The sequence below is a fragment of the Halohasta litchfieldiae genome (assembly GCF_002788215.1).
In the GTDB taxonomy this organism is placed as follows: Archaea; Halobacteriota; Halobacteria; order Halobacteriales; family Haloferacaceae; genus Halohasta; species Halohasta litchfieldiae.
Genome location: NZ_CP024845.1, coordinates 791,603 through 813,181, shown reverse-complemented (window position 1 = coordinate 813,181; position 21,579 = coordinate 791,603). Strand labels below are relative to the sequence as shown.

At 60.7% G+C, this 21,579-nt stretch carries 19 protein-coding genes and 1 pseudogene; 11 read left to right on the top strand and 9 right to left on the bottom strand.

Translation table 11 applies throughout. The features are described 5' to 3' along the window. Positions 1 to 78: 78 nt before the first annotated feature. Positions 79 to 291, top strand: a complete 213-nt coding sequence (locus HALTADL_RS04085; protein WP_089671742.1) for a hypothetical protein — start codon at positions 79 to 81, stop codon at positions 289 to 291. 59 nt (positions 292 to 350) lie between these two features. On the opposite strand, the gene HALTADL_RS04080 is transcribed toward HALTADL_RS04085, so the two are convergent. Beyond that, the gene (locus tag HALTADL_RS04080; protein WP_089671744.1) at positions 351 to 917 is read right to left on the bottom strand and encodes an NUDIX hydrolase; all 567 of its coding nucleotides are present in this window, start codon (positions 915 to 917) and stop codon (positions 351 to 353) included. A gap of 76 nt (positions 918 to 993) precedes the next feature. After that, complete coding sequence (locus HALTADL_RS04075; RefSeq protein ID WP_089671746.1) at positions 994 to 1,407, bottom strand: Lrp/AsnC family transcriptional regulator; 414 nt, start codon at positions 1,405 to 1,407, stop codon at positions 994 to 996. A 96-nt stretch (positions 1,408 to 1,503) separates the two neighbouring features. On the opposite strand from HALTADL_RS04075, the gene carA reads away from it, so the two are divergent. Beyond that, positions 1,504 to 2,568 carry a glutamine-hydrolyzing carbamoyl-phosphate synthase small subunit gene (carA, locus tag HALTADL_RS04070; protein ID WP_089671748.1) on the top strand — a complete coding sequence of 355 codons (1,065 nt, stop codon included), beginning with the start codon at positions 1,504 to 1,506 and terminating at the stop codon, positions 2,566 to 2,568. A gap of 144 nt (positions 2,569 to 2,712) precedes the next feature. Here carA and HALTADL_RS04065 read toward each other — a convergent pair whose 3' ends face one another. After that, positions 2,713 to 3,390, bottom strand: a complete 678-nt coding sequence (locus tag HALTADL_RS04065; RefSeq protein WP_089671750.1) for a hypothetical protein — start codon at positions 3,388 to 3,390, stop codon at positions 2,713 to 2,715. 92 nt (positions 3,391 to 3,482) lie between these two features. Here HALTADL_RS04065 and HALTADL_RS04060 point away from each other — a divergent pair, with 92 nt between their 5' ends. Both HALTADL_RS04060 and HALTADL_RS17610 read left to right on the top strand, forming a co-directional pair. After that, a complete protein-coding gene (locus tag HALTADL_RS04060; protein ID WP_089671751.1) occupies positions 3,483 to 3,875 on the top strand; it encodes a DUF5778 family protein in 393 nt (130 codons plus the stop codon). Positions 3,876 to 3,977: 102 nt separating this feature from the next. Beyond that, a pseudogene (locus HALTADL_RS17610) lies at positions 3,978 to 6,389 on the top strand (ATPase, T2SS/T4P/T4SS family); the annotation flags it as partial. Positions 6,390 to 6,410: 21 nt separating this feature from the next. Here the strand turns inward: HALTADL_RS17610 and HALTADL_RS04050 are convergent. The 3 genes from HALTADL_RS04050 to HALTADL_RS04040 form a co-directional block, all read right to left on the bottom strand. Further along, positions 6,411 to 7,349, bottom strand: coding sequence for a transposase (locus tag HALTADL_RS04050; protein ID WP_015911568.1), 939 nt, complete (start codon positions 7,347 to 7,349; stop codon positions 6,411 to 6,413). Next, entirely contained in the window at positions 7,312 to 8,712 is a 1,401-nt protein-coding gene (locus tag HALTADL_RS04045) for a carboxypeptidase M32 (RefSeq protein ID WP_100190867.1), read from the bottom strand. Before HALTADL_RS04045 ends, HALTADL_RS04050 begins: the two co-directional genes overlap by 38 nt. A 78-nt stretch (positions 8,713 to 8,790) precedes the next feature. Beyond that, the gene (locus HALTADL_RS04040) at positions 8,791 to 9,888 is read right to left on the bottom strand and encodes a M20 family metallopeptidase (RefSeq protein WP_089672825.1); all 1,098 of its coding nucleotides are present in this window, start codon (positions 9,886 to 9,888) and stop codon (positions 8,791 to 8,793) included. Positions 9,889 to 10,055: 167 nt separating this feature from the next. On the opposite strand from HALTADL_RS04040, the gene HALTADL_RS04035 reads away from it, so the two are divergent. Together HALTADL_RS04035 and citZ are read left to right on the top strand one after the other, a co-directional pair. Continuing rightward, entirely contained in the window at positions 10,056 to 11,903 is a 1,848-nt protein-coding gene (locus tag HALTADL_RS04035) for a PINc/VapC family ATPase (protein ID WP_089672824.1), read from the top strand. Between the two features lie 175 nt (positions 11,904 to 12,078). Next, complete coding sequence (gene citZ / locus HALTADL_RS04030) at positions 12,079 to 13,215, top strand: citrate synthase (RefSeq protein WP_089672823.1); 1,137 nt, start codon at positions 12,079 to 12,081, stop codon at positions 13,213 to 13,215. A 57-nt stretch (positions 13,216 to 13,272) separates the two neighbouring features. On the opposite strand, the gene HALTADL_RS04025 is transcribed toward citZ, so the two are convergent. Further along, positions 13,273 to 14,376: an aminopeptidase gene (locus HALTADL_RS04025; protein ID WP_089672822.1), complete on the bottom strand. Its 1,104-nt coding sequence runs from the start codon at positions 14,374 to 14,376 to the stop codon at positions 13,273 to 13,275. Between the two features lie 142 nt (positions 14,377 to 14,518). Here HALTADL_RS04025 and HALTADL_RS04020 point away from each other — a divergent pair, with 142 nt between their 5' ends. Continuing rightward, positions 14,519 to 15,241 carry a lipoate--protein ligase family protein gene (locus HALTADL_RS04020; RefSeq protein WP_089672829.1) on the top strand — a complete coding sequence of 241 codons (723 nt, stop codon included), beginning with the start codon at positions 14,519 to 14,521 and terminating at the stop codon, positions 15,239 to 15,241. On the opposite strand, the gene HALTADL_RS04015 is transcribed toward HALTADL_RS04020, so the two are convergent. Then, positions 15,238 to 15,444 (bottom strand): PLDc N-terminal domain-containing protein, encoded by a 207-nt coding sequence (locus tag HALTADL_RS04015; protein WP_089672821.1) that lies wholly within the window; start codon positions 15,442 to 15,444, stop codon positions 15,238 to 15,240. The two genes, HALTADL_RS04020 and HALTADL_RS04015, sit on opposite strands and share 4 nt — an antisense overlap. A 161-nt stretch (positions 15,445 to 15,605) precedes the next feature. Here HALTADL_RS04015 and HALTADL_RS04010 point away from each other — a divergent pair, with 161 nt between their 5' ends. Together HALTADL_RS04010 and serS are read left to right on the top strand one after the other, a co-directional pair. Beyond that, positions 15,606 to 16,934 (top strand): dihydroorotase, encoded by a 1,329-nt coding sequence (locus HALTADL_RS04010; RefSeq protein WP_089672820.1) that lies wholly within the window; start codon positions 15,606 to 15,608, stop codon positions 16,932 to 16,934. 69 nt (positions 16,935 to 17,003) lie between these two features. Next, positions 17,004 to 18,386 (top strand): serine--tRNA ligase, encoded by a 1,383-nt coding sequence (gene serS, locus HALTADL_RS04005; protein ID WP_089672819.1) that lies wholly within the window; start codon positions 17,004 to 17,006, stop codon positions 18,384 to 18,386. A gap of 247 nt (positions 18,387 to 18,633) precedes the next feature. Here the strand turns inward: serS and HALTADL_RS04000 are convergent, their stop codons facing one another. Then, positions 18,634 to 19,002 carry an Hsp20/alpha crystallin family protein gene (locus tag HALTADL_RS04000; RefSeq protein ID WP_089672818.1) on the bottom strand — a complete coding sequence of 123 codons (369 nt, stop codon included), beginning with the start codon at positions 19,000 to 19,002 and terminating at the stop codon, positions 18,634 to 18,636. A 162-nt stretch (positions 19,003 to 19,164) separates the two neighbouring features. On the opposite strand from HALTADL_RS04000, the gene gap reads away from it, so the two are divergent. Continuing rightward, positions 19,165 to 20,217, top strand: a complete 1,053-nt coding sequence (gene gap, locus HALTADL_RS03995; RefSeq protein WP_089672817.1) for a type I glyceraldehyde-3-phosphate dehydrogenase — start codon at positions 19,165 to 19,167, stop codon at positions 20,215 to 20,217. Positions 20,218 to 20,296: 79 nt separating this feature from the next. Continuing rightward, complete coding sequence (locus tag HALTADL_RS03990) at positions 20,297 to 21,517, top strand: phosphoglycerate kinase (RefSeq protein WP_089672816.1); 1,221 nt, start codon at positions 20,297 to 20,299, stop codon at positions 21,515 to 21,517. Positions 21,518 to 21,579 lie beyond the last annotated feature (62 nt).

Here is a 21,579-nt window from a genome sequence, read left to right as displayed (position 1 = left end):
GTGACGGTAAACGCTTTCCCCTCCTGACAGCCCGTCTGTATGAGTCAAGTATAACAGACGATAGCTGTATCTGCGTGTATGGCCGTCATCAAATACGAAACGCCGGACGGACCGGTCGAGTACAGCGTTGCCAGCTCAGATATTTCCTACGAAGACGACACCGACCACTGGCGGGTCAAAGCCGGTGAAGAAGACGGCCGGGACGTCTACGAACTCATCCCTCGCGAACGCGTATTTTCGGTGAAGGTCGTCGGGAAGCAAACAGGAACATCGGTAACGCGAACAAAATAGCAATCCGTACCGGTCGACGACTGCGATATTCGAAACCCAATCGTCTCAGTAAGCCGTTTTTATGCGAAGTCCCGACGCATGGCGATCTCGAACCACGGACAGAGACGGAGTTGACGGTACCACTGCGGGTTCTCGTGGAGGTGGTCGTAGTCGACCCACAGTAGGCCGGCAATTTCGTCTTCGTCAGGATTGAGCGTCGTATCGTCGAGGGTGACTTTCAGCACTGCACAGACTTCCCACTCGACGCCGGCGTTCTCGTAGTAGCGTTTGTACTCGAAGCGGTCGGTGACCTCCACGTCGCCGTACTGGTCGGGCGTGATGCCGAGTTCCTCTTCGAGTCGCTGGATGGTGGCGTCTTCCTGGCTCTGGCCCTCGACGGGGTGGGAGGCCACGGTGCCGTCCCAGTGGGTGTCCCAGAGTCGTTTGTCGGGGCTCCGCTGGGCCAACAGCAGGCGGCCCTCGCTGTCGAAGACGAGACAGGTAAAGGCGCGGTGGCGGATGCCATCACCGGTGTGTGCGTCGAGTCGGTTGACGAGTTCCTGTTCGGTGTCGTCAGCGTCGACCGCGATTACGTCCTGTCCGGCGTTTGCGTGGCGTTCGCCGTCGGCGGCGTCGTCAGCACTCATATGTTGGCTATATCACAGTGGCATAAATAAGCGTTCGATACGTCGCGCGACTGTCCGTACCCGAATTCCACGGGAGTCAGCCGAGTCGCTCGTCGAGAATCAGCCGCGTCGTCGTCCCTTTGACCTCCTCCATCTCGCGGGCCTGCGAGATGAGATCGTTCACTGCCTGCGTGTCGACACAGTCGACGACAAGGACGATATCGTCCTCGCCCGAAACCTGCCAGACGAAATCGACTTCCTCCCAGTCGGCCATCCGCCCGGAGATTTCGCTCGTGTTGACGTTCATGTCGACCGATACCTCGATCATCGCTTTGACGTTCCCCGTTCGCGTCGTCACAGTAAAGCGTTCGATGATCCCCTCGCTGGTGAGGCGGTCGACGCGGTTCCGCACCGTTCCTTCCGAGGTGCCGACCCGGTCTGCGATCTCCGTGTAGGGCGTCCGGGCGTCCCGTCGCAGAATATTGAGAATCCGCCGGTCGAGGTCGTCCATACAACCCGGTGTGGATGGGAGGGGTTAGGGATTACGAATTTCGTAGCTGAGCTTCGAACGACGCACTTAAGAACGAAGAACGATACGTAACTCGTAATGTCGGACGCCTACATCGCTCTGGCCGACGGCCGCGTGCTCGAAGCCCGCTGCCGCGCGCCGGGCCGTACACGCGGAGAACTGGTTTTCACAACCGCCTATACAGGGTACGAAGAAAGTCTCACCGATCCCTCCTACGAGGAGCAGGTCCTGACCTTTTCGTACCCCCTGATTGGCAACTACGGGGTCCGGGCCGACCGCTTCGAGTCGGGTCGTGTTCACCCCCGTGCCGCCATCGCCCGCGAGTTCACCGAGTCGGTGGCGACGTGGCTCGAAAGCGAGGGTGTGCCAGCCATCGACCACATCGAAACCCGAGATCTCGTCACCTCAATCAGGGAAGAAGGGGCGATGAAATGCGGTATCGTCGCCGGAGAAGACGTCACGCCGGAGGACGCCAAGGCCGAACTCGCCGAGTGTAAGGCGATGAGCGACCACGTCGACATCGGCTCGCAGGTCACCACGCCGGAGTCGACGACCCACCTCGGTGACGGCTCCTACGATGTGGCGCTCATCGATTGCGGAGCAAAAGGATCGATCATCAGCTCGCTCAACGAGCGCGGTGCTGACGTTCACGTGCTCCCCTGTACGGTTAGCGCCGAGGACGTCGCAGAAATCGATCCCGACGTCCTGTTCATCTCGAACGGACCCGGCGACCCGGCCAACTTCACCAATGCCCAGTCGTTGGTCGAGGAGTTCGCCGGCGAACTGCCGATTGCAGGCATCTGTCTCGGCCAGCAGATCGTCGCCCGCGCCTTCGGCGGCGACACTGAGAAGATGGCCTTCGGCCACCGCGGCGTCAATCAGCCGGTTCGTGATCTCGATAGCGGGCGTGTCGTGATGACGACCCAGAACCACGGCTACACGGTTTCCGAGCCCGGTGACCTAGAGGTCAAACAGATCAACGTCAACGACGACACCGCCGAAGGGCTGGCCAGCGAGGAACTGGGGATCATCACCCGCCAGTACCACCCCGAAGCCAACCCCGGCCCACACGACTCGTTGGACTTCTTCGACGACGTGCTGGCGATGGCCGAGGCAAGCGAGCCAGTCGCTGCCTCCGACTAACTGCGCTGTCGGCGTCCCCTTTCGCTTCCGTTTTAACCGTTCGGTCGACCTGACAGTCTTCAACTCGTTTCCCGCTGAGTCCCCCAGCCACCGATAGATCGATTGCCGGGTTCCCGACCGGCCACACGCTGGTTCATTGAACAGTCACTCGTCGACCGTCTCGGTGTCGCTCGATAGCTGGTCGGTCGGCGTCTCGGGGTCGACGCTGTCGGGGTGTCTGAGTTCTTCGACGGTGATTATATCGGCGTAGTCGACGAGCCGCCGGATCACCGAGCCGGTGAGGAAGCCTGCGATCCCAATCGTGAAGGTGAAAATCAGACTGAAGACGAGTGCGACCCGGAACCGATTGAGGAGACCAAAGCTCTCGGCGATCCCGTAGGGTGCGTTGATCATATACCCCAACACCGGAAAGAAGACGACCGACAGCGAGGCCAGCGCGCCGTCATTAGCGTAGGCCGACAGCGCGACGAGGATCCCTAAAAAGATCGCTGGACCGATAAAAAAGACGAGTTGCAACTCGGTAACGATACCAGTAACGCCGTAGCTTGTGAATACCACGAACACGGCCGCAGTCGGCACGTAGGGGTTGATATCGGCGGTTTTCGAAACCACATACACCGCCGCAATTACCGACAGCACGAAGCCGACCGCTGCGGCCAACTGCATTGTCTCGGCACCGCTGGGCGAGACGTACTCCGCCCAGACCGTTGGCACCGCGAGCGTCCCAAAGGCAGCGACAGTCAGTACCGCAGAGATACCCAGAATCCGCCGCGTTACCGTTCGGTCACGACCCACGACGAACCGTCGGACCGACTCGGTCATACATAAAGGTGTAATAGATCAGTAATAAACCTTTGTACCGTTTCCTATCGCTGTATCGGTAGTCGTTTACTGGTCGACGTTCCAGAGCCTATATGAGCGACACACTCGATTCGGACCTCTATCAGCGAACCAAAGCACTCCTCGAACCCGGCGAGATCGAACTCGTCGGGCTGATCGTCCACACCAATCTGACGAGTGATCAGGATCTCGAAATGCACGAACTCACCGTCGACATGAACGAGATCATTGCCGACCACACGCACAAAGGCGAGACCTACATCTATGCGGGCAACGACGACACCGACTTCGCGTCGAATCAGTTCCATGGCCTGACGGTCGACGACGAGGAGTTTGTCTGGGAGTGTCAACAACTGCTCCGCGAGGGCACCTTCGACCTCGTTTTCTACTACGAGGCGACCGCCGACCACGAGGAGATCATCGACGCCGTCGAGGAACTAGGCCACACGGTCACAGCGGTCCCCTAACTGCCGAACCGAGCGTCGGTATCGGAATCTACTACTTCCGCTTCCGTATTTAGAACAGCTGCCGTTAGTTATCATGTCTGATACTACTCCCCAGAACTATATATGCAAACAGAAGTTACGACGCGTATGGCAGTTGACGATGCCGAAAATGTCTCTGAAGAGACTACTCAAGTCGATGATGAGTCGACCGCTCAGGCGTCGTCAGACACCACCGACGCTGCGACCGTTGGTGAGTACACATGGGCAGAGTATGTAGACGAATACGGACCATCCGGAGCCGCCGGGAAGCTGTCGACGGAATCGCAGTCCTCAACGGCTCCCCCGTCCGAAGCCGACTGGGAGCGAATCGAGGCTCTCGGCATGGATATCGAGGCGCTGGCGGGGATGCATCCGCTGGCCTTTGAGACGGCCATCGAGACGGCCGTCGACCGCGTCGTCCATTTAAATAGATTTTTTGAGGAATTCTGCAATCCCGAGACGACACCCGTCGTCAAAGATACGTGGCTGTGGGAACACCACAAGCGGCAGTACTACTACGAACCCGACGGCAGTCGACCCCGGACGGCCGAGAGCGCTCTCATTCCTTTTGATAGGGGCGAGGCACTGGAATTTGATCCGAACTCCCTCGATTCGATGCTCGCTGGCGGGGCCGACACCGCCGAGCAGTTGGCCGACCTCGTCGCGGAACGCACCGTCGACATCCACAACGAGATCGACGAGGACGACTTTTTCACGACCGACGAGGGGGCGACGACACTGGCCAACCGCTACGATCTCGAAAAGGCAGTGCCGATGGCAAAAAAGACCCACTTCACCGAGATCGAACGCTACTGGGTCAACGAGCCCTACTCCTTTGTGATCATTTTCCGGTCGACGAAGGAAAACGAGACCAAATACTACGTTGTCGAACCCTACCGAAACGAAATCGAAGAAGAGATCGCGACCTATCTCACCGGCAAGCTCAGAACAGCGATCAAGTACGGCGATCAGGGTTCCGAAGCCACAGACAGTGACGCTCGGCGGGAGGTTATCGAGGCCGAAACCTACCGACTGTTGGCCCGCTACGATCTGTACGACACCGCCACCGAGTCGACGCTGAGCGAGCAGCTGGCCGCACTCCCGCCGAAGTTCGCCGGCTACACAAACGCTCTCATCGAGCGATTCGAAGGTCTCGTCGAGCGATTCGAAGGTCTCGTCGAGCGATTCGAGGAGCCTGCCGCACAGCTCGAAGCGATGTTCGACGAGTTGGAAGACGACGACACCGAGTCGACCACGAGAGCCGCAGGCACCCGCTACGGCGAGTATCTCGACTCGCGGGACTCCTCGACCGACGGGGACGACCGACCACCGCTCCACCAGCGACTCGTCCCCGACCGGCTCGATCCCGACGAGTACAGACTCGATCCCGATCCCGACAGCGAGTTGGGGGAGTTCTTGGCGAGTTTCGGCTTCGATCTGGAGACGGACACCGAGACAGTGTCGACTGATCAGGAACTCAACGGGATCTCTGCCCGGCCGGAGCCAGTCGTGCTTGCGGAGAACGCCGAGACGCTGACCGAATACCAGGTCGAAAAACTGCTCTACTACCTCCAGCGGGACTTCCTCGGCTACGAGCGGATCGACCCGATCAAACACGACATCAACGTCGAGGATATTTCCTGTGACGGTTACAACTCACCGGTCTTCGTCTACCATTCGGGCTACGAGCAGATCATCACCAACGTCGTTCACGGCGAGAGCGAACTCGACGACTTCGTCGTCAAACTCGCCCAGCGCTCTGGGAAGGGTGTCTCCAAACGCAGTCCGCAGGTCGACGCCACGCTCCCCGATGGCTCCCGTGCTCAGTTGACGCTCGGCAAGGAAGTCTCGGATCACGGGACCAACTACACGATCCGGCAGTTCAAGGAGGTCCCCTTTACGCCAATCGACCTCATCAACTGGAAGACGTTCTCGCTCAACGAGATGGCCTTTTTGTGGTTGGCCATCGAGAACGACAAATCCCTCATCTTCGCTGGCGGGACGGCCTCGGGGAAGACGACCTCGCTCAATGCGGTGTCGCTGTTTATCCCATCGAACACGAAGATTGTCTCCATCGAGGACACCCGCGAGGTCGAACTCCCACAGCGCAACTGGATCGCCTCGGTCACCCGGCCCTCGTTCACCGAGGGCGACAAGGGCGACATCGACGAGTTCGACCTGCTGGAGGCCGCCCTCCGCCAGCGGCCCGACTACATCGTGATGGGCGAGATCCGTGGCGAAGAGGGCCGGACGCTGTTCCAGGTCATGTCGACCGGTCACACCACCTACACCACGTTCCACGCCGATTCGGTGGGCGAGGTGCTCAAGCGGTTTACGACCCAGCCGATCAACGTCTCGAAGACGATGTTCTCGGCGCTGGATCTCGTTTCGATCCAGACCTCAACCCGCGTCAAGGGCAAGAAGGTCCGGCGGAACAAGTCGCTGACCGAGATCAACCATTACGACGCCGAGAACGACGAGATCAACGTTCAGGATGAGGGTGTCATAGAATAGTTCTCATAGCGTGATGACGGTGCTTCCTGGATTGTCTCCGCGTTCGTCGTTGGTGATCGCAATAACGAGACGAAGGCACAGCGCGAGGAACACTTGTGCTCGTGCGTGGACGCGGCCTCGGGCGCGAACGTGCCCGAGGCCGCAGTCCTTGACGGCGTCGTTGGTTCGTTCGACTCCACTCCGGCGGTTGTACGTCTCGTCTAGCGTCGATTGCTTCAGCTGAACGTCCTCGCTGTGTTCGTCGATGCGGGCTTCGACCCTGTACTCGATGTCTTTCGGATCGTCGGTGTTTCGTGCGTTGTACGGAGCGACTGGCACGACCCCTGCGGCCAGCAGGTGGTCGTGCCAGCCGAGCGTGTCGTAGGCGCTGTCTCCAAGCATCCAGATCGGTTTCTCGACGGCGAGCGCGTCACACGTGACGCGCATCGCCGTCTCCTCTGGCGCTTGCTTGCTCTCGGTGAACTCCGCGGCAATCGGGATCTTTTGCCCGGTCGAGACGATCGTACAGCCGTAGCCGTGGTAGTACTCTTCGGCGGTTGGATCGTAGCCTTTCGACGCGTCTTGGTCGGCGGGCATCGTCCTCACGTCGGTGGAATCGATGGAGTAGGTCAAGTCGAGCAGGCCGCGGCAGGCGGCCTGCTCGACGAGGCGGTCGAAGACCTCGTCGACGACGTGTTCGAGGTCGGTGAGGAAGCGATCGACCGCGTCTCTCGACGGCGGTCGATCGAAGCCACAGCTGAGCCAGACGACCGTGTTCTGGAGTTCTCGCGTGACTGGACGGATGCCGTAGACGTTCTTGTAGTAGCAGTGCAGGAACGCTCGGAAGAGTGCTGGTGGGTGATGATCTCGTGTTCGCCCCCGGCGAGCGGGGGCGAACACATCGAATTCTTCGAGAAAGTCGAACTCAAGATGCTCGAACAACGCGAGCGTCTCGGTCGCCATTACATTGAAGAACTCGTCGATAGAAGTCTCCTCTTGCAGGATGCTGGCGCTCGTAGACACAGTTCCAACATCCTGCGTCTTCGTGTGTGACGCTTTCTATGACACCCTCGAAACTGCCGTGGCTCCAGTGGATGTCCTGCAGGCAGCCCATCGCGTCCGACGGCGGGGTGATGCCGAGATACTCCTCGTAGAGTTCGTTCCACCGCTCGGGGACCGCGTCGACCGCGAGATCCCCGCTGATGAGTTCGCGTTCGATCTCGAACCGGACGATAATGTGGAGATGGTAGGTGAGTTCGTCGGCCTCGACGCGAATGAAGTTCTCATCGTACACCTGATTAGCCGCCTCGTAGGCCGCCCGGGAAGAGAGATCGTCGGCCTCTGGGAACGCGTCTTTGAACTTCGGGAGAAGCAGGTCCCAGAACGCCTCGGATCGACCGATATGGTTCTCCCAGAGCCGCGATTGGGATTCGTGGACCGAAAGATTCCGGTGGTCACCAAGCGGCGTTCCGAACGCCTCGTCGGGCAGACCGAGGGTGTAGTAGGCGTGGCCGAACTCGTGGATCGTCGACGTCAGCGCGCCAATCGGATCGCGTTCGTCGAACCGCGTCGTCACCCGGCAGTCGAACTGATTGCCGGAGGTAAATGGGTGGGTCGAGACGTCGAGTCGACCGCGGCCGAAGTCGTAGTTCAGCAGTTCCAGCACCTCTCGGGAAAGGTCCTCTTGGGTGTCGGTGTCGTAGGTTCCCTCGAAGGCATCGGTCGCGAGATCGACCTCGGAGGCCCGGATATCCTCAATGAGCGGAACCAGCGTTTCGCGGAGTTCATCAAGGATCGACTCGGCCTGCGAAAGGGGTAGCCACGGCTCGTAGTCGGCGAATAACACGGCGTAGGGGTCGGCTTCCGAGTCGATATGTTCGGCATACTGGCGTTTGAGATCGACCAGCCGTCTCAAATGTGGTGCAAACTCCTCGAAGTCGTCGTTTTCGCGGGCCGACTCCCACGCGCCGAGGGCCTCCGAGGTGGCTTCGGAGATTTCCTCGACCAGTTCGCTGGGGACGCGCTCGGCGCGAACGTACTGTCGACGCACTTCACGGACGACTGCTTCTTGATCGTCGGTCAGCGACTCGTCTTCGAGTTGGTCGAGCAGGTCGCCAACAGGCCCGTCGACAAGCAATTCGTGAGAGAGCGACGAAAGAGTCGACAGCTGTTTCGAGCGGGCGGGGGTCCCACCTTCGGGCATCATCACCTGCTGGTCCCACGAGAGAATCTCGCTGGCGCTCTCGATAGCGTTGACCTGTTCGATTTCGTTGAGGAGGTCTGCATACGCTTCCGGCGTGTCGACTGCGCTCGCCTCTGTTGCCATATCCCACCATTCGCGTGCGGACGTATCAACGCACTGCTGGCGGCGGTCTCCGTGACTGCTGGAAGCAGTCTGTTGGCGTTAGTTACCCACCGGCAACTCAGCGACTATCCGGTAGATATCGTAACACCGGTCGACCACCTCAAGCGAGACGCTCTCAGTTGCGGTGTGGGCCTCACCCGGTTCGGCCGCGCCGCAGACCACGCAGTCGGTCCCGGCCGCAGCGAGCCAGCCCGCGTCGGTGGCGTGGGGTTTGGCAACCTGCTGTGGTTCGCCCGACTGGGTGTCGGCCGCCGCCGCCAGCACGCGGTCGGCAAACGCGGGATCATCACAGGCCATCGGCGGCAGGTCCTGATCGACCTCCCACTCGATGCCTTCGATTTCCTCGGCCTGCGCAAGGTCGACTCGCTCGCCCGGGACGGTACGTTCGTCGACAGTCACTGAGCAGCCGTCGGGAATCACGTTCCACGCCGAGCCACCCTCGATTTCGGTGACGGCGACGCTCCCGCTCAGTTCGGCACCGAGCACCGTCGTTTCGGGAGCCTCTAGGGACCGAATGAGGTCGACCGCATCACAGGCCCGATAGATCGCGTTTTCGGCGTCGGCGGGTCGACTGGCGTGGCCAGCCGTTCCCGTCGCGCGAATCGTACTCCCGCGCCGCCCCTTATGAGCGACTGCCACGTCGGTCACACCCGGAGCCGAGTAGCCCGTCGACCCCTCAGTGACCACCGCCCACGTGGGCGAAAATCCTTCTTCGATGGCTGCTTGTGCGCCGATGCCGCCCTGTTCCTCGCCGACGAAACTCGCAAATACGAGGTCGACCACGGGCTCGGCATCCCGGAAGGCGACCATCGCCGCCGCCAGTGGGCCTTTCATATCTGCGGTGCCACGACCGTAGAGGCGACCCTTGCGCTGGTCGAGGACGTAGTTGCCGTCAGCGTCGACTTGGGAGTCGGCCGGTGGCACCACGTCGTGGTGGCCGACCAGTGCCAGCGAGTCGTCGGACGATCCCTCAACGGTTCGCCGCGCGATAACGTTGCCCACCTCGTCACGGGTGACTGTTGCGTCGGTCTCTTTTCGGAGCCAGCTCTCGATTCGGTCGCCGACAGTCGTCGGATCGTCGTGGCTTGGAATCGACACTAGCGTCTCAGTTAGTTTTCGAACGTTGTGGTGGCTCATACCGATCCATTTCGCCCGGTGTCCAAAAGTCCCGTGCGGTCGATCTTTCTCGGTGGGCGTATCAGTCGACCGGAGTACGACAGCCGTCGACTCGCGTACCTGAGTGTCAGTATACTGCGTTCCGGAATCGCATCACCCTTATCAGTGCCCCCCGACTACTGAGCAACATGAAATTAGTGCCGGACACGAGCGCGGTCATCGATGGTCGCGTGTCCGAGCGAATTGCAGACGGCAGTTACAAGGAGGCCACCGTACTGGTCCCGGAGGCTGTCGTCGGTGAACTCGAATCACAGGCGAACGCGGGCTACGACAGCGGCTGGAACGGGCTCGAAGAGCTCCAGAAACTCACTGGCTTTGCTGACGAGGGGACAATCGAACTCGAATACGTCGGTCGACGCGCCAGCGGCTCCGAACAGGCTGGCGCGAGCGAGGGCGATGTCGACGCCATCATCCGGGACGTCGCCGAGGACCACGAGGCAACGCTGCTGTCGAGCGATATTGTCCAGTCGGAGGTCGCCAAGGCCAAAGGACTCAGCGTCGAGTACGTCGAACCCGAAGTCCAGAGCGACCAGGATCTCCCAATCGCGCAGTTCTTCGACGACGAAACGATGAGCGTCCACCTCAAGACCGACACCAAGCCAAAGGCCAAACGCGGCGCGCTCAGCGGGATGAGCTACAAAACTATCGACGAAACGGTCACCTCCGACGAGCAGATGGACGAGTGGGCCGACGATATCGAGGCGCTGGCCCGGACCAGCCGCGAGGGGTTCGTCGAACTGAGCGAGCCGGGGATGACGATTGTCCAGTACCAAGACTACCGGATCGCCGTCGCTCGACCACCGTTCGCCGACGGAATCGAAATCACGGCCGTTCGACCCATCGTCAAAACCACACTCGACGACTACGAGTTCGCCGACGACCTCAGGGATCGGCTGCTCGAACGCCAGCGCGGCGTCCTGATCTCGGGGGCTCCCGGAGCCGGGAAGTCGACGTTCGCCCAGGCAGTAGCAGAATTCCTCAACGACAACGACTACGCGGTCAAAACGATGGAGAAACCACGGGACCTCCAGGTCGGCCCGGAGATCACCCAGTACACCGCTCTCGCGGGCGACATGGCCAAAACTGCCGACTCACTCCTACTCGTTCGGCCAGATTACACGATCTACGACGAGGTCCGGAAAACCGAGGACTTCAGCGTGTTTGCGGATATGCGACTGGCAGGCGTCGGGATGGTCGGTGTCGTTCACGCGACACGGGCCATCGACGCCCTCCAGCGACTCGTCGGCCGCGTCGAGCTGGGGATGATCCCACAGGTCGTCGACACCGTCGTCTACATCGAGGCCGGTGAGGTCCACACCGTCTACGACGTGACGACCGAGGTCAAGGTCCCCGAGGGGCTGACGGCCGAAGACCTTGCCCGGCCCGTGATCCAGATTTCGGACTTCGAGACCGGCACCCCGGCCTACGAGATCTATACATTCAACCGACAGGTGGTCACGGTGCCACTCAAAGACGGCGAGAGTCAGGATACCGGCGTCGACCGGATCGCCAAACAGGAGATCGAACGCGAGATTCGCTCCGTTGCGCGCGGCCACGTGGCGGTCGACCTCAAAGGCCAGAACAACGCAGTGGTCTACGTCGAAGAGGACGACATCTCGTATGTGATCGGCAAAGGCGGCGGTCGGATCACCGACATCGAGGACCGACTCGGGATCGATATCGACGTGCGGACGCTCGACGAACGACCCGGCTCCCCTAAGCCGAGTGGCTCGGGCGGCGAAGAACTTCAGCCCGCGGGCGAGGTGGTCCAGCCGGAGATCACCGCCCGCCACGTCGTGATTCGCCTCGACGAACACGTCGGCGAAACTGTCGAGGTGCAGGCCGACAACGAGTATCTGTTCACCGCAACGGTGGGTCGCGGTGGAGATATTCAGATTTCGCGTGGCTCAGCCATCGCCGAAGAGTTGGAAGACGCAATCGACCGCAAACAGCAGATCACGGTTTCGACGGCCTAAAAAGCAGTTTTTGGGCGTCTCAGTCCGTCAATTATGACGGTTACAATTTCTTAGAGGCACACACAATAAAAAGAGAGACGTACAGTTTTGGAATACAGAACCCCGACACTGTCGAAACACACCGGTTGCTTCCTAAACGATAACGCTTTTTTGAGGCAAACAAAAACGTTGAGGTATGTCTACTGAGCTGAAGCGTGGGCTTGAGGGCGTGGTGGTCACCGAGTCCGACCTGAGCTACATCGATGGCGATATCGGACGGCTGATCTACCGCGGCTACCCTATCGAGGAACTCGCCCGACAGGCCAGCTACGAAGAGACGCTGTATCTGCTCTGGCACGGCGAGTTGCCCGACAGCGAGCAGTTGGCGTCGTTCGCCGAGGAGATGGTCGCGGCCCGCCAACTCAGCGATGGCGTGCTCGAAATCGTCCGCAACCTCGCCGAAGCCGACGAGGAGCCGATGGCCGCGATCCGGACAATCACCTCCGCGCTGGCCGCCTACGACCCCGACGCGGATGCGGACGTCACGAACGCCGCGGCCAACGACCGCAAGAGTCGACGCATCACCGCCAAGATGCCGACCGCGCTCGCGGCGTTCAACCGTATCCGCAACGGCAAGGAGCCCGTCGAGCCACGCGACGATCTGGACCATGCCGCGAACTTCCTCTACATGCTCAACGACGAGGAGCCCGACGACGTGCTCGCGGATACCTTCGATATGGCACTGGTGCTGCACGCCGACCACGGGCTCAACGCCTCAACGTTTTCGGGGATGGTCACCGCCTCGACGCTGGCGGATCTCCACAGTTCCGTTACCTCGGCTATCGGCACGCTGTCGGGCAGTTTGCATGGCGGCGCGAACGCCAACGTGATGAAGATGCTCCAAGAGATCGACGACTCCCAGATGGACCCCGTCGACTGGGTTGTCGACGCCATCGACCGCGGCGAGCGGATCGCTGGCTTCGGCCACCGTGTCTACAACGTCAAAGATCCGCGTGCGAACATCCTCGGCGAGAAAAGCGAGGAACTCGGTGAGGCCGCTGGCGACACCAAATGGTACGAGATGTCGGTCGCCATCGAGGAGTATATCGCCGAGGAGAAAGGTCTCGCACCGAACGTCGACTTCTACTCGGCGACGACCTACTACCAGATGGGGATCCCGATTGATCTCTTTACGCCGATCTTCGCGGTCTCCCGCGTCGGCGGCTGGATCGCCCACATCCTCGAACAGTGGGAGGATAATCGATTGATCCGTCCACGAGCGAAGTACACCGGTCCCGAAGACGCCGAGTTCGTCCCGCTTGACGAGCGATAGGCGACGCCAAACACTCGCCCATCGCTCGGTAGCCCGCGTTTACTGCTTTTTTATTGTTCAGGTTCCCCCAGCGAAGCCACTCTCCCACCGGAACGTTCCATCCCGCTGGATTACCTCACCGTCGACCGAGAGCGTCGACTCCTCGCTCATATCGGTGATGAGGTCAGTGTGGACCGCCGACTGATTGCCGGACTCGCCCTCTGGGAGACAGGCATCGTAGGCTCTGCCTACCGCGAGATGGACCGTCTCGCCCATCTTTTCGTCGAACAGTATGTTATCCGTAACACGGTCGATGCCGCGGTTCATCCCGATTCCGAGTTCGCCGAGTCGACGCGCACCTGCGTCGGTTTCGAGGATCTCTCGGAGCACCGCCTCGCCCTGCTCGGCTGTATAGTCGACGACCTCACCGGACTCAAATGTGAGCTGGACATCCCGAAGCCGGGTAGCGTCGACCGTCATTGGAATATCGAAAAAGACGGTGCCCTCTGCATCCGCGGGAGCGGTGAAAACCTCGCCTGACGGGAGGTTATGGGAATCATAGACAACCGACGCAGCGCTGTTGACTGCGGTTCGATTCTCGATGGAGAGCCACAGATCGGTCTCGCTTTTCTCGATGTGGACCTCGCTTCCCTCATCGAGGACTGTTTTGAGCTGGGCCATCTCCTCGGCCAGCGACTCCCAGTCGCGGAGAATGGCGTCGTAGACGAACTCTTGGTAGGCCTCGAACGACATGCCGGCCTGTTGGGCCAGCGACCGGGTGGGATGGACCGTCGACACCCAGTCGGTATCCATTCGGGCCTCACGGATCTCGGTGCGGGCGCGGCGATAGGCCTGCCGTGTGGGACTTGGAACGTCGGCGGTCGCAGTCGTGTTGCGGCCACCGCCGAGCCGGAGATAGACGTCGGCGTTCTCCACGAGCGCCAGTTCGTGGGCTGGATTCGAATCGAACTCGCCATCGTGACCCCGGAGATACGCCCGGGCGAGTTCCTCGGAATCGTAGGTTGCCACGAGGTTCGCGCCGCGCTCGCCGACGGCTTCGGCGACTGCCACCGCGAGATCGTGTGCGCCTTCGGCAACACTCAGTACAACGTTGTCACCGGCTTCGATGCGGGCACTCCAGTCGACGAGAATCTCGGCATGCTCGTGTACGCGTGGGTCCATAACAGAACCACTGACCCCGGACCGCTTAAATGTCAGCCGACAGTCGAAATAAAAGCAGTCGACGGGGGAAACCGGTTGACCAAACTCAGCCAATGGACAGCGGAACCGCTTAGCCGCCGGGGACCCAGCTTTCGGTATGGATATTCGGGTGTATCGTGGTCGAGCCGACGATCCGGCGGCTGATCGAGCCGTAACTGCCAATCTGCTCACACAGACAGCCGAGACCGGTGTTCCTGCCGTCCGGGTCTGGCGACCACACCGGCAGGTTGCCTTCGGTCGACGCGATAGCCATGCTGATGGCTACGACGCCGCCACAGAGGCGGCCGAAGCTCGTGGCTACCACGCCGTCGACCGGCGCGTCGGCGGCCGTGCGGTCGCCTACACCGGCCGGACGCTGGCGATTGCCCACGCAGTTCCAATCGATGATATTCGACAGGGGATGTGCGACCGCTACAGCGAGACCAGCCAGCTACTCGTCGACGTGCTGTCCGATCTCGGAGCCGACGTAACGCGGGGCGAGCCAGCCAACGCATATTGTCCGGGAAGCCACTCGGTGAGCAGTGTCGACGGGGGTGAGCCAGTTGGCAAAGTTGCCGGCGTCGCCCAGCGCGTCCAGTCGGGAGCAGCACTCATCGCTGGCTGTCTCACGGTTGCTGAAGCAGACGAATCCGAACTGAGTGCCGTGTTAGGCCCCGTTTACCGCAAGCTTGACATCCCGTTTGATCCCGACTCGGTCGGGAGCGTGTCGACTGCTGGTGGCCCGGACGATCCCGGAGTGATCGCAGAGGCGGTCGAAACGGCGCTGGTCGGCACTCGGTCTCCAACGGTCAGTCACGCAGGAACGACCGAGACGCAGGGTAACTAGGCGTTGCGGCCGAGAATGAGGTAGGCGATGATGCCGAGCACCGACGAGAGGAACACGACAAATGCCCAGAGAAAGGCGGGATGGCTACTGTTCTTTTGGGCGTCCGTGTACGTCCAGAGAACCAACGCAATCTGGATGAGAAGCGTCAACACCCCAACCACATTCGGGGCCGAAGCACCCTGTAACAAAGCTGTAACAATCACAGTTTGTAGACTGGTTTATCTGGTAAATCGATTCCGGTACTGAAACGCTGTTATAGGCTCGTGTCGCTGGATCGGTAGCATGACTGTCATTCTTGGAACGTTCGATCAGTTGTCCACCCAAACCCACGACACTTAGGACCATCCCCATCTCATGGCAGGATATGTTGATTACTACCGCCGAACTCGCCGACGGTCGCACCGTCGACGTTCGCATCTCGGGAGAGCAGATTGAGACGGTCGACGCGGACCTCGCCGCTGAGCCGGACGAAACCGTGATCGACGCCGATGGCAAACTCCTGCTGCCGGGCGCAATCGATGCCCACGTTCATTTTCGGGAGCCGGGGTACTCGCACAAAGAGACGTGGGGCACGGCCACCAAAAGCGCAGCCGCTGGTGGGGTGACAACTGTTGTTGACATGCCAAACACGAATCCACCGACGACTTCGGCGGCCAACTTCGATGCCAAAGCCGAGTATGCGAGCCACGCACGCGTCGACTACGGGATCAACGGTGGGGTGACCGGCGACTGGGACCCCGACTCACTGTTCGAGCAGCCGATCTGTGCGCTCGGCGAGGTTTTTCTGGCGGATTCGACCGGCGATATGGGCGTCTCGCTCGACCTGTTTGCCGATGCTGTCGAGGCGGCTGCCGACGTCGACCTGACGGTGACGGTCCATGCTGAAGACGAGACACTGTTCGACGAGTCGACCCGCGAGGCCGACGCTGGCGGGGTGGGCCGCGAGGCCAACGCCGAGTTATGGAGTGCCTACCGGACCGCCGAGGCCGAGAAAGCTGCGGTTGAACGGGCGACCGAGGTTGGTCAGGAAGCGGGTGGCACGATCCATATCGCTCACACCTCGACGCCGGAGGGGATCGATGCTGCAGTGGAGGGTGGGGCGACCTGCGAGGTCTGTCCACACCATCTGTATCTCTCTCGGGACGATCTCGCTGACCTCGGGACCTACGGCCGAATGAACCCACCACTCCGGAGTGAAAAACGACGGAAAGCAGTCTTTGAGCGTGTCGCAGATGGGACGGTCGACATGATCGCCACCGACCACGCGCCACACACACGCGAAGAGAAAGAAACCAGTCTTTGGGAGGCCCCTAGCGGGGTTCCCGGTGTTGAAACGATGGTCCCGCTCCTTCTTGAATCGGCTCGGCAGGGTGAGTTGAGCTACGAGCGCGTCGAAGAGCTCGTCGCACACAATCCAGCTGAGATCTTCGATCTCGATTCGAAGGGTCGGATTGAGGAGGGCTACGACGCCGATCTGGTGCTCGTTGACCCCGACGAGGCCCGCGAGATTCGCGGTGCAGACACGCATACGAACTGTGACTGGACTCCCTTTGAGGGTCGACTCGGTGTCTTTCCCGAACTCACGCTGCTTCGTGGAGAGGTCGCCTACGAGCGGACACCCGGTGAGAACGCAGACCGGAGCAGTGACGCCGAACAGTTTGGCGAGACTGATGGTCGGAACGTCCGCGTCTGAACCGGTAGCCTCACCGCTCGCAACGCAGACCCGACACGGTTTTCTGAGAGCCGGGAAAACCCATCTGCAATGCTGAGTAGACAGTTCGTCCGGGAGAACCCCGACGCCGTCCGTGCTGCCCTAGAGACGAAAGGCGTCGACGTGGATCTCGACCGGATTCTCGACATCGACGAGGAGTGGCGCTCGCTGAAAAGCGAGGGCGATGATCTCCGACACGAACGCAACGAGGTATCGCGAACAATCGGCCAGCTCAAACAGGATGGCGACGAGGAAGCCGCCCAAGACGCAATCGAGCGGTCGACTGAGTTGAAGGAAGAACTGCAGGAGATCGAGTCCCGTGCCGACGAGTTGGAGGCCGAACTCGAAGCCGCACTGCTGACCCTCCCGCAGCTGCCCGACGACTCGGTGCCCGTGGGAGCCGACGAAGACGACAACGTCGAGCGTCGACGCGAAGGGTTCGACGACCTCCGTGAGATCCCCGACGAGGTGACGCCCCACTACGATTTGGGTGAAGAACTCGAAATCCTGGATTTCACTCGCGGTGCAAAAGTCTCCGGCGGCGGCTTCTACTTTTTGAAAGGCGACGGCGCGAGGCTGGAACATGCCCTCATTCAGTTCATGCTGGACGTCCACCGCGAGCAGGAGTATATGGACGTCTTCCCGCCGATCCCAGTCAACAGCGCCTCGATGCGCGGCACCGGCCAGTTCCCCAAGTTTACCGAGGACGCCTACCGACTGGAGGGCGACAACGAACAGCCCTACTCTGACGACGATCTCTGGCTCCTGCCGACCGCCGAAGTACCAGTGACGAACCTCCACCGCGATGAGATCCTGCTGGACGACGATCTCCCGCTCAAATATCAGGCCTACTCGCCGAACTTCCGGCAAGAAGCGGGCGAACACGGCACCGAAACCCGCGGCATCGTCCGTGTTCACCAGTTCAACAAGGTCGAACTCGTCAACTTCGTTCGACCCGACGAAAGCGACGACCGGTTCGAGGGACTGGTTTCGGAGGCCGAATCTGTTCTCGACCGACTCGGACTTCCCTACCGAATCCTAGAGATGTGTACCGGTGATCTCGGCTTCACACAGGCCAAAAAGTACGATATCGAAATCTGGGCACCCGGCGACGATATGGAAGACGGTCCCGCGGAGGGTGGCCGGTGGCTGGAGGTCTCGTCGGTCTCGAACTTCCGGGAGTTTCAGGCCCGCCGGGCGGGAATCCAGTACCGGCCCGAGCAACACGAGTCCGCCGACTACCTCCACACGCTCAACGGCTCGGGGGTTGCGGTGCCGCGTGTGATGGTCGCCATTCTGGAGTACTACCAAAACGACGACGGCACGGTAACTATTCCCGAGGCGCTCCGTCCGTACATGGGTGGCCAAGAGTTGATCGAGGGCCATGCGTCGGTCGGTGAAACTGCGGTCGGTGACGGGCCAAACGACGAATAGAGCTAGTAGGAACTGGCTACTACGGTTAGTCGACTCTTTTTTCACCGGCAGATTGCCGTCATCCACTCGGTTTGCAGCACCGTCGACAAGCGCCCAGTGCGTGTTGCTTGATAGGTATCTCTCTCGGAGTGACGCGACTCTCTGTCGCGATGGACCGTTTGAGACTGTGTTCATCGGATGGAACGCTGACAGCGAGAACAGGGAGACGATCAGGGTAGGGTAGTTGTGTCGCGCGGGAGGGGCGGGACTACTCGACGTCGATGGCGGCAGTGTCGTCGGCGCGTTCGAAGGTGACGTTCAGCACGCCGTTGTTGAACGTGGCCTCGGCGGAGTGTTCGTCGACGCCGACCGGGAGGCGGACGCGTTCGTCGTACTCTCTGCGGTCGCTGGCGGCACTGATCGTGAGCGTTTTGCCGTCACACTGAAGGCTGAGTTCGTCTTTGTCGATGCCCGGCAGATCCGCGACGAGCCGGACGAGGTCGTCTTCCTCGTAGACGTCGATATGTGTTTCCGTGCTGAACCCCGCGTCGTCCATCCCGCCAGTCATGCCCTGCATCATGCGCTCGATCTCGTCGAAGATGTCGCCGAACGGGTCGTCGCGGTCGTCTCGTCTCATACCTCGCCGTATGTGAGGATGGCTCAAAAGGTTTCTGTCCGGGCGGGTCGACCCATAGAAATCACATATCTTGCCTACAATCGGTTCTAACCTTCTGTATGTCGTGTTTTTCGTGAATTGCTTTCAGGCTATTTTAAGTGCCTGTAGTACACTCATTCGGTTATGAGTAAATCCTATCTGGATGCAGGTGAGGAGGTCGACGAAGACGACGTAATTCGTATCGGACTGAACGGATTCGGCCGAATCGGTCGGAGTGTCTTCCGAGCAATCATGGACAATCCGCGACTCGAACTCGCGGGAATCAACGACGTGATGGACTTCGAGGACATGGAGTACCTCGGCAAGTACGACACCATCATGGGTCGACTCGACGGTCTCGAACTCGAAGAGGATCAGCTCTCCATCGCCGGTAGCTCGGTTCCGCTGTACAACGTCAAAAGCCCCAGCGAGCTTCCGTGGGGCGACCTCGACGTCGACGTCGCCTTCGAGTGTACGGGCATTTTCCGCACCAAAGACGAGGCGAGTCTCCACCTCGAAGCCGGTGCTGACAAGGTCGTCATCTCGGCACCGCCGAAAGGTGACAAACCGGTCAAAACGATGGTTTACGGCGTCAACCACGACGAGTACGAGGGCGAGGACATCGTCTCCAACGCCTCCTGTACGACCAACAGCGTCACGCCGGTCGCAAAGGTGCTCGACGACGAGTTCGGCATCAACACGGCGACGCTGACAACCATCCACGCCTACACAGGTAGTCAGACACTCATCGACGCACCGAAAGCGAAACAGCGCCGTGGTCGCGCGGCCGCCGAGAACATCGTTCCGACCTCGACGGGTGCCGCACAGGCCTCCACCGAGATCCTGCCACAGCTCGAAGGCAAGATCGACGGGATGGCGATCCGTGTCCCGATCCCGAACGGCTCGATCACCGAGCTGGTCGTCGACCTCGAAGCCAACGTGACCGCCGACGACGTCAACGACGCCTTCCGCGATGCCGCCGACAGCGGCCCACTCGCTGGCGTGCTCGGTTACACCGACGACGAGGTCGTCTCCTCGGACATCGTTGGCCTGCCGTTCTCCTCGTACGCCGACCTCAACTCGACGAACGTCGTCGGCGACGGCGGCCTCGTGAAGATCCTCACGTGGTACGACAACGAGTATGGCTTCTCGAACCGGATGCTCGACGTCGCCGCGTACATCGTCGACGAAGCCTAACGCGTCCACCCACACCATCTTTGATGGCCCGTTGCAGCGCTTTTTGAATCCCCCCGAACATACCCCGTACGACAGACCCATGACATCTTTCAACACGATTGACGATCTCGAAGCCGAACAGCGCGTCCTCGTCCGTCTCGACCTCAACTCCCCCGTCGAAGACGGCGCAGTCCAGGACAATCGCCGCTTTAGCCGCCATGCCAAAACGATCAAAGAACTCGCCGAGGCCGGCCACCGCGTCGTCCTGATGGCCCACCAAGGCCGACCCGGCAACGACACGTTCGTCTCGCTCGACCAGCACGCCGAGATCATGGCGGGCCACATCGGCCGTGACGTCCAGTTCGTCGACGACATCTACGGCGAGAAGGCTCTCGATGCCATCGACGCGCTCGAATCCGGCGAGGTCCTGCTGCTCGAAAACACCCGGATGAGCGACGACGAACTCCCCGAGGAAGACCCCGAAGTCAAAGCCGAAACCGAGTTCGTCCAGACGCTTGCCCCGCATTTCGACGCCTACATCAACGACGCCTACTCGGCGGCCCACCGGAAACACGCCTCGCTCGTCGGCTTCCCGCTCGTGCTGCCAGCCTTTGCTGGCCGCGTGATGGAAACCGAATACGAGGCCAACACCGCGATTGCGAACCGGGAGTTCGACGGGCAGGTCACGATGGTCGTCGGCGGCACCAAAGCCACCGACGTGATCGGCGTGATGAACACGCTCGGCGACAAGATCGACACCTTCTGTCTGGGTGGCATTGCGAGCCATCTGTTCCTGCGAGCCGCAGGCTACGATATCGGCTACGACCGCCACGAGAACTTGGATCTCTACGACACCCAGTGGGAGAACAACAAGGAGATCATTCAGGAGCTGTACGAAGAGCGCCGCGATCAGATCAAACTCCCCGAAGGGCTGGCCTACGAGGATGATAACGACGAGCGCGCCGAACACGACAACGAGGAGCTCAACGCCGCCGACTACGACTACATGGACATCTCCGAGGAGACCGTCGACAAATACGATCCGATCATTCGGGATTCGGATGCCGTCTTCCTGAAGGGCGCACTTGGCGTCTTCGAGGACGAGAAGTTCGCGGCCGGGACGGTCGGTGCGGTCAAAGCCATCGCCGAAACCGACTGCTTCTCGGTGATCGGCGGTGGCGACACCTCACGGTCCATCGAGATGTACGGGATGGATGAGAATGCCTTCGACCACGTCTCGATTGCTGGCGGCGCGTACATCCGCGCACTGACCGGCGACGATCTGCCGGGTATCGAACTGCTGATCGACGCCGCTCAGTAGTCGCCCGGTCGACGGTGCGTTTCCGCCTGTGGATGACACACCTTCTTTGTTCAGTAGGCTGA

Excerpts from the sequence above, each read along its gene's own strand:
- HALTADL_RS04085 (WP_089671742.1), top strand. The coding sequence starts at position 79 with ATGGCCGTCATCAAATACGAAACGCCGGACGGACCGGTCGAGTACAGC.
- HALTADL_RS04080 (WP_089671744.1), bottom strand. The coding sequence starts at position 917 with ATGAGTGCTGACGACGCCGCCGACGGCGAACGCCACGCAAACGCCGGA.
- HALTADL_RS04075 (WP_089671746.1), bottom strand. The coding sequence starts at position 1,407 with ATGGACGACCTCGACCGGCGGATTCTCAATATTCTGCGACGGGACGCC.
- carA (WP_089671748.1), top strand. The coding sequence starts at position 1,504 with ATGTCGGACGCCTACATCGCTCTGGCCGACGGCCGCGTGCTCGAAGCC.
- HALTADL_RS04065 (WP_089671750.1), bottom strand. The coding sequence starts at position 3,390 with ATGACCGAGTCGGTCCGACGGTTCGTCGTGGGTCGTGACCGAACGGTA.
- HALTADL_RS04060 (WP_089671751.1), top strand. The coding sequence starts at position 3,483 with ATGAGCGACACACTCGATTCGGACCTCTATCAGCGAACCAAAGCACTC.
- HALTADL_RS04050 (WP_015911568.1), bottom strand. The coding sequence starts at position 7,349 with ATGGCGACCGAGACGCTCGCGTTGTTCGAGCATCTTGAGTTCGACTTT.
- HALTADL_RS04045 (WP_100190867.1), bottom strand. The coding sequence starts at position 8,712 with ATGGCAACAGAGGCGAGCGCAGTCGACACGCCGGAAGCGTATGCAGAC.
- HALTADL_RS04040 (WP_089672825.1), bottom strand. The coding sequence starts at position 9,888 with ATGAGCCACCACAACGTTCGAAAACTAACTGAGACGCTAGTGTCGATT.
- HALTADL_RS04035 (WP_089672824.1), top strand. The coding sequence starts at position 10,056 with ATGAAATTAGTGCCGGACACGAGCGCGGTCATCGATGGTCGCGTGTCC.
- citZ (WP_089672823.1), top strand. The coding sequence starts at position 12,079 with ATGTCTACTGAGCTGAAGCGTGGGCTTGAGGGCGTGGTGGTCACCGAG.
- HALTADL_RS04025 (WP_089672822.1), bottom strand. The coding sequence starts at position 14,376 with ATGGACCCACGCGTACACGAGCATGCCGAGATTCTCGTCGACTGGAGT.
- HALTADL_RS04010 (WP_089672820.1), top strand. The coding sequence starts at position 15,606 with ATGTTGATTACTACCGCCGAACTCGCCGACGGTCGCACCGTCGACGTT.
- serS (WP_089672819.1), top strand. The coding sequence starts at position 17,004 with ATGCTGAGTAGACAGTTCGTCCGGGAGAACCCCGACGCCGTCCGTGCT.
- HALTADL_RS04000 (WP_089672818.1), bottom strand. The coding sequence starts at position 19,002 with ATGAGACGAGACGACCGCGACGACCCGTTCGGCGACATCTTCGACGAG.
- gap (WP_089672817.1), top strand. The coding sequence starts at position 19,165 with ATGAGTAAATCCTATCTGGATGCAGGTGAGGAGGTCGACGAAGACGAC.
- HALTADL_RS03990 (WP_089672816.1), top strand. The coding sequence starts at position 20,297 with ATGACATCTTTCAACACGATTGACGATCTCGAAGCCGAACAGCGCGTC.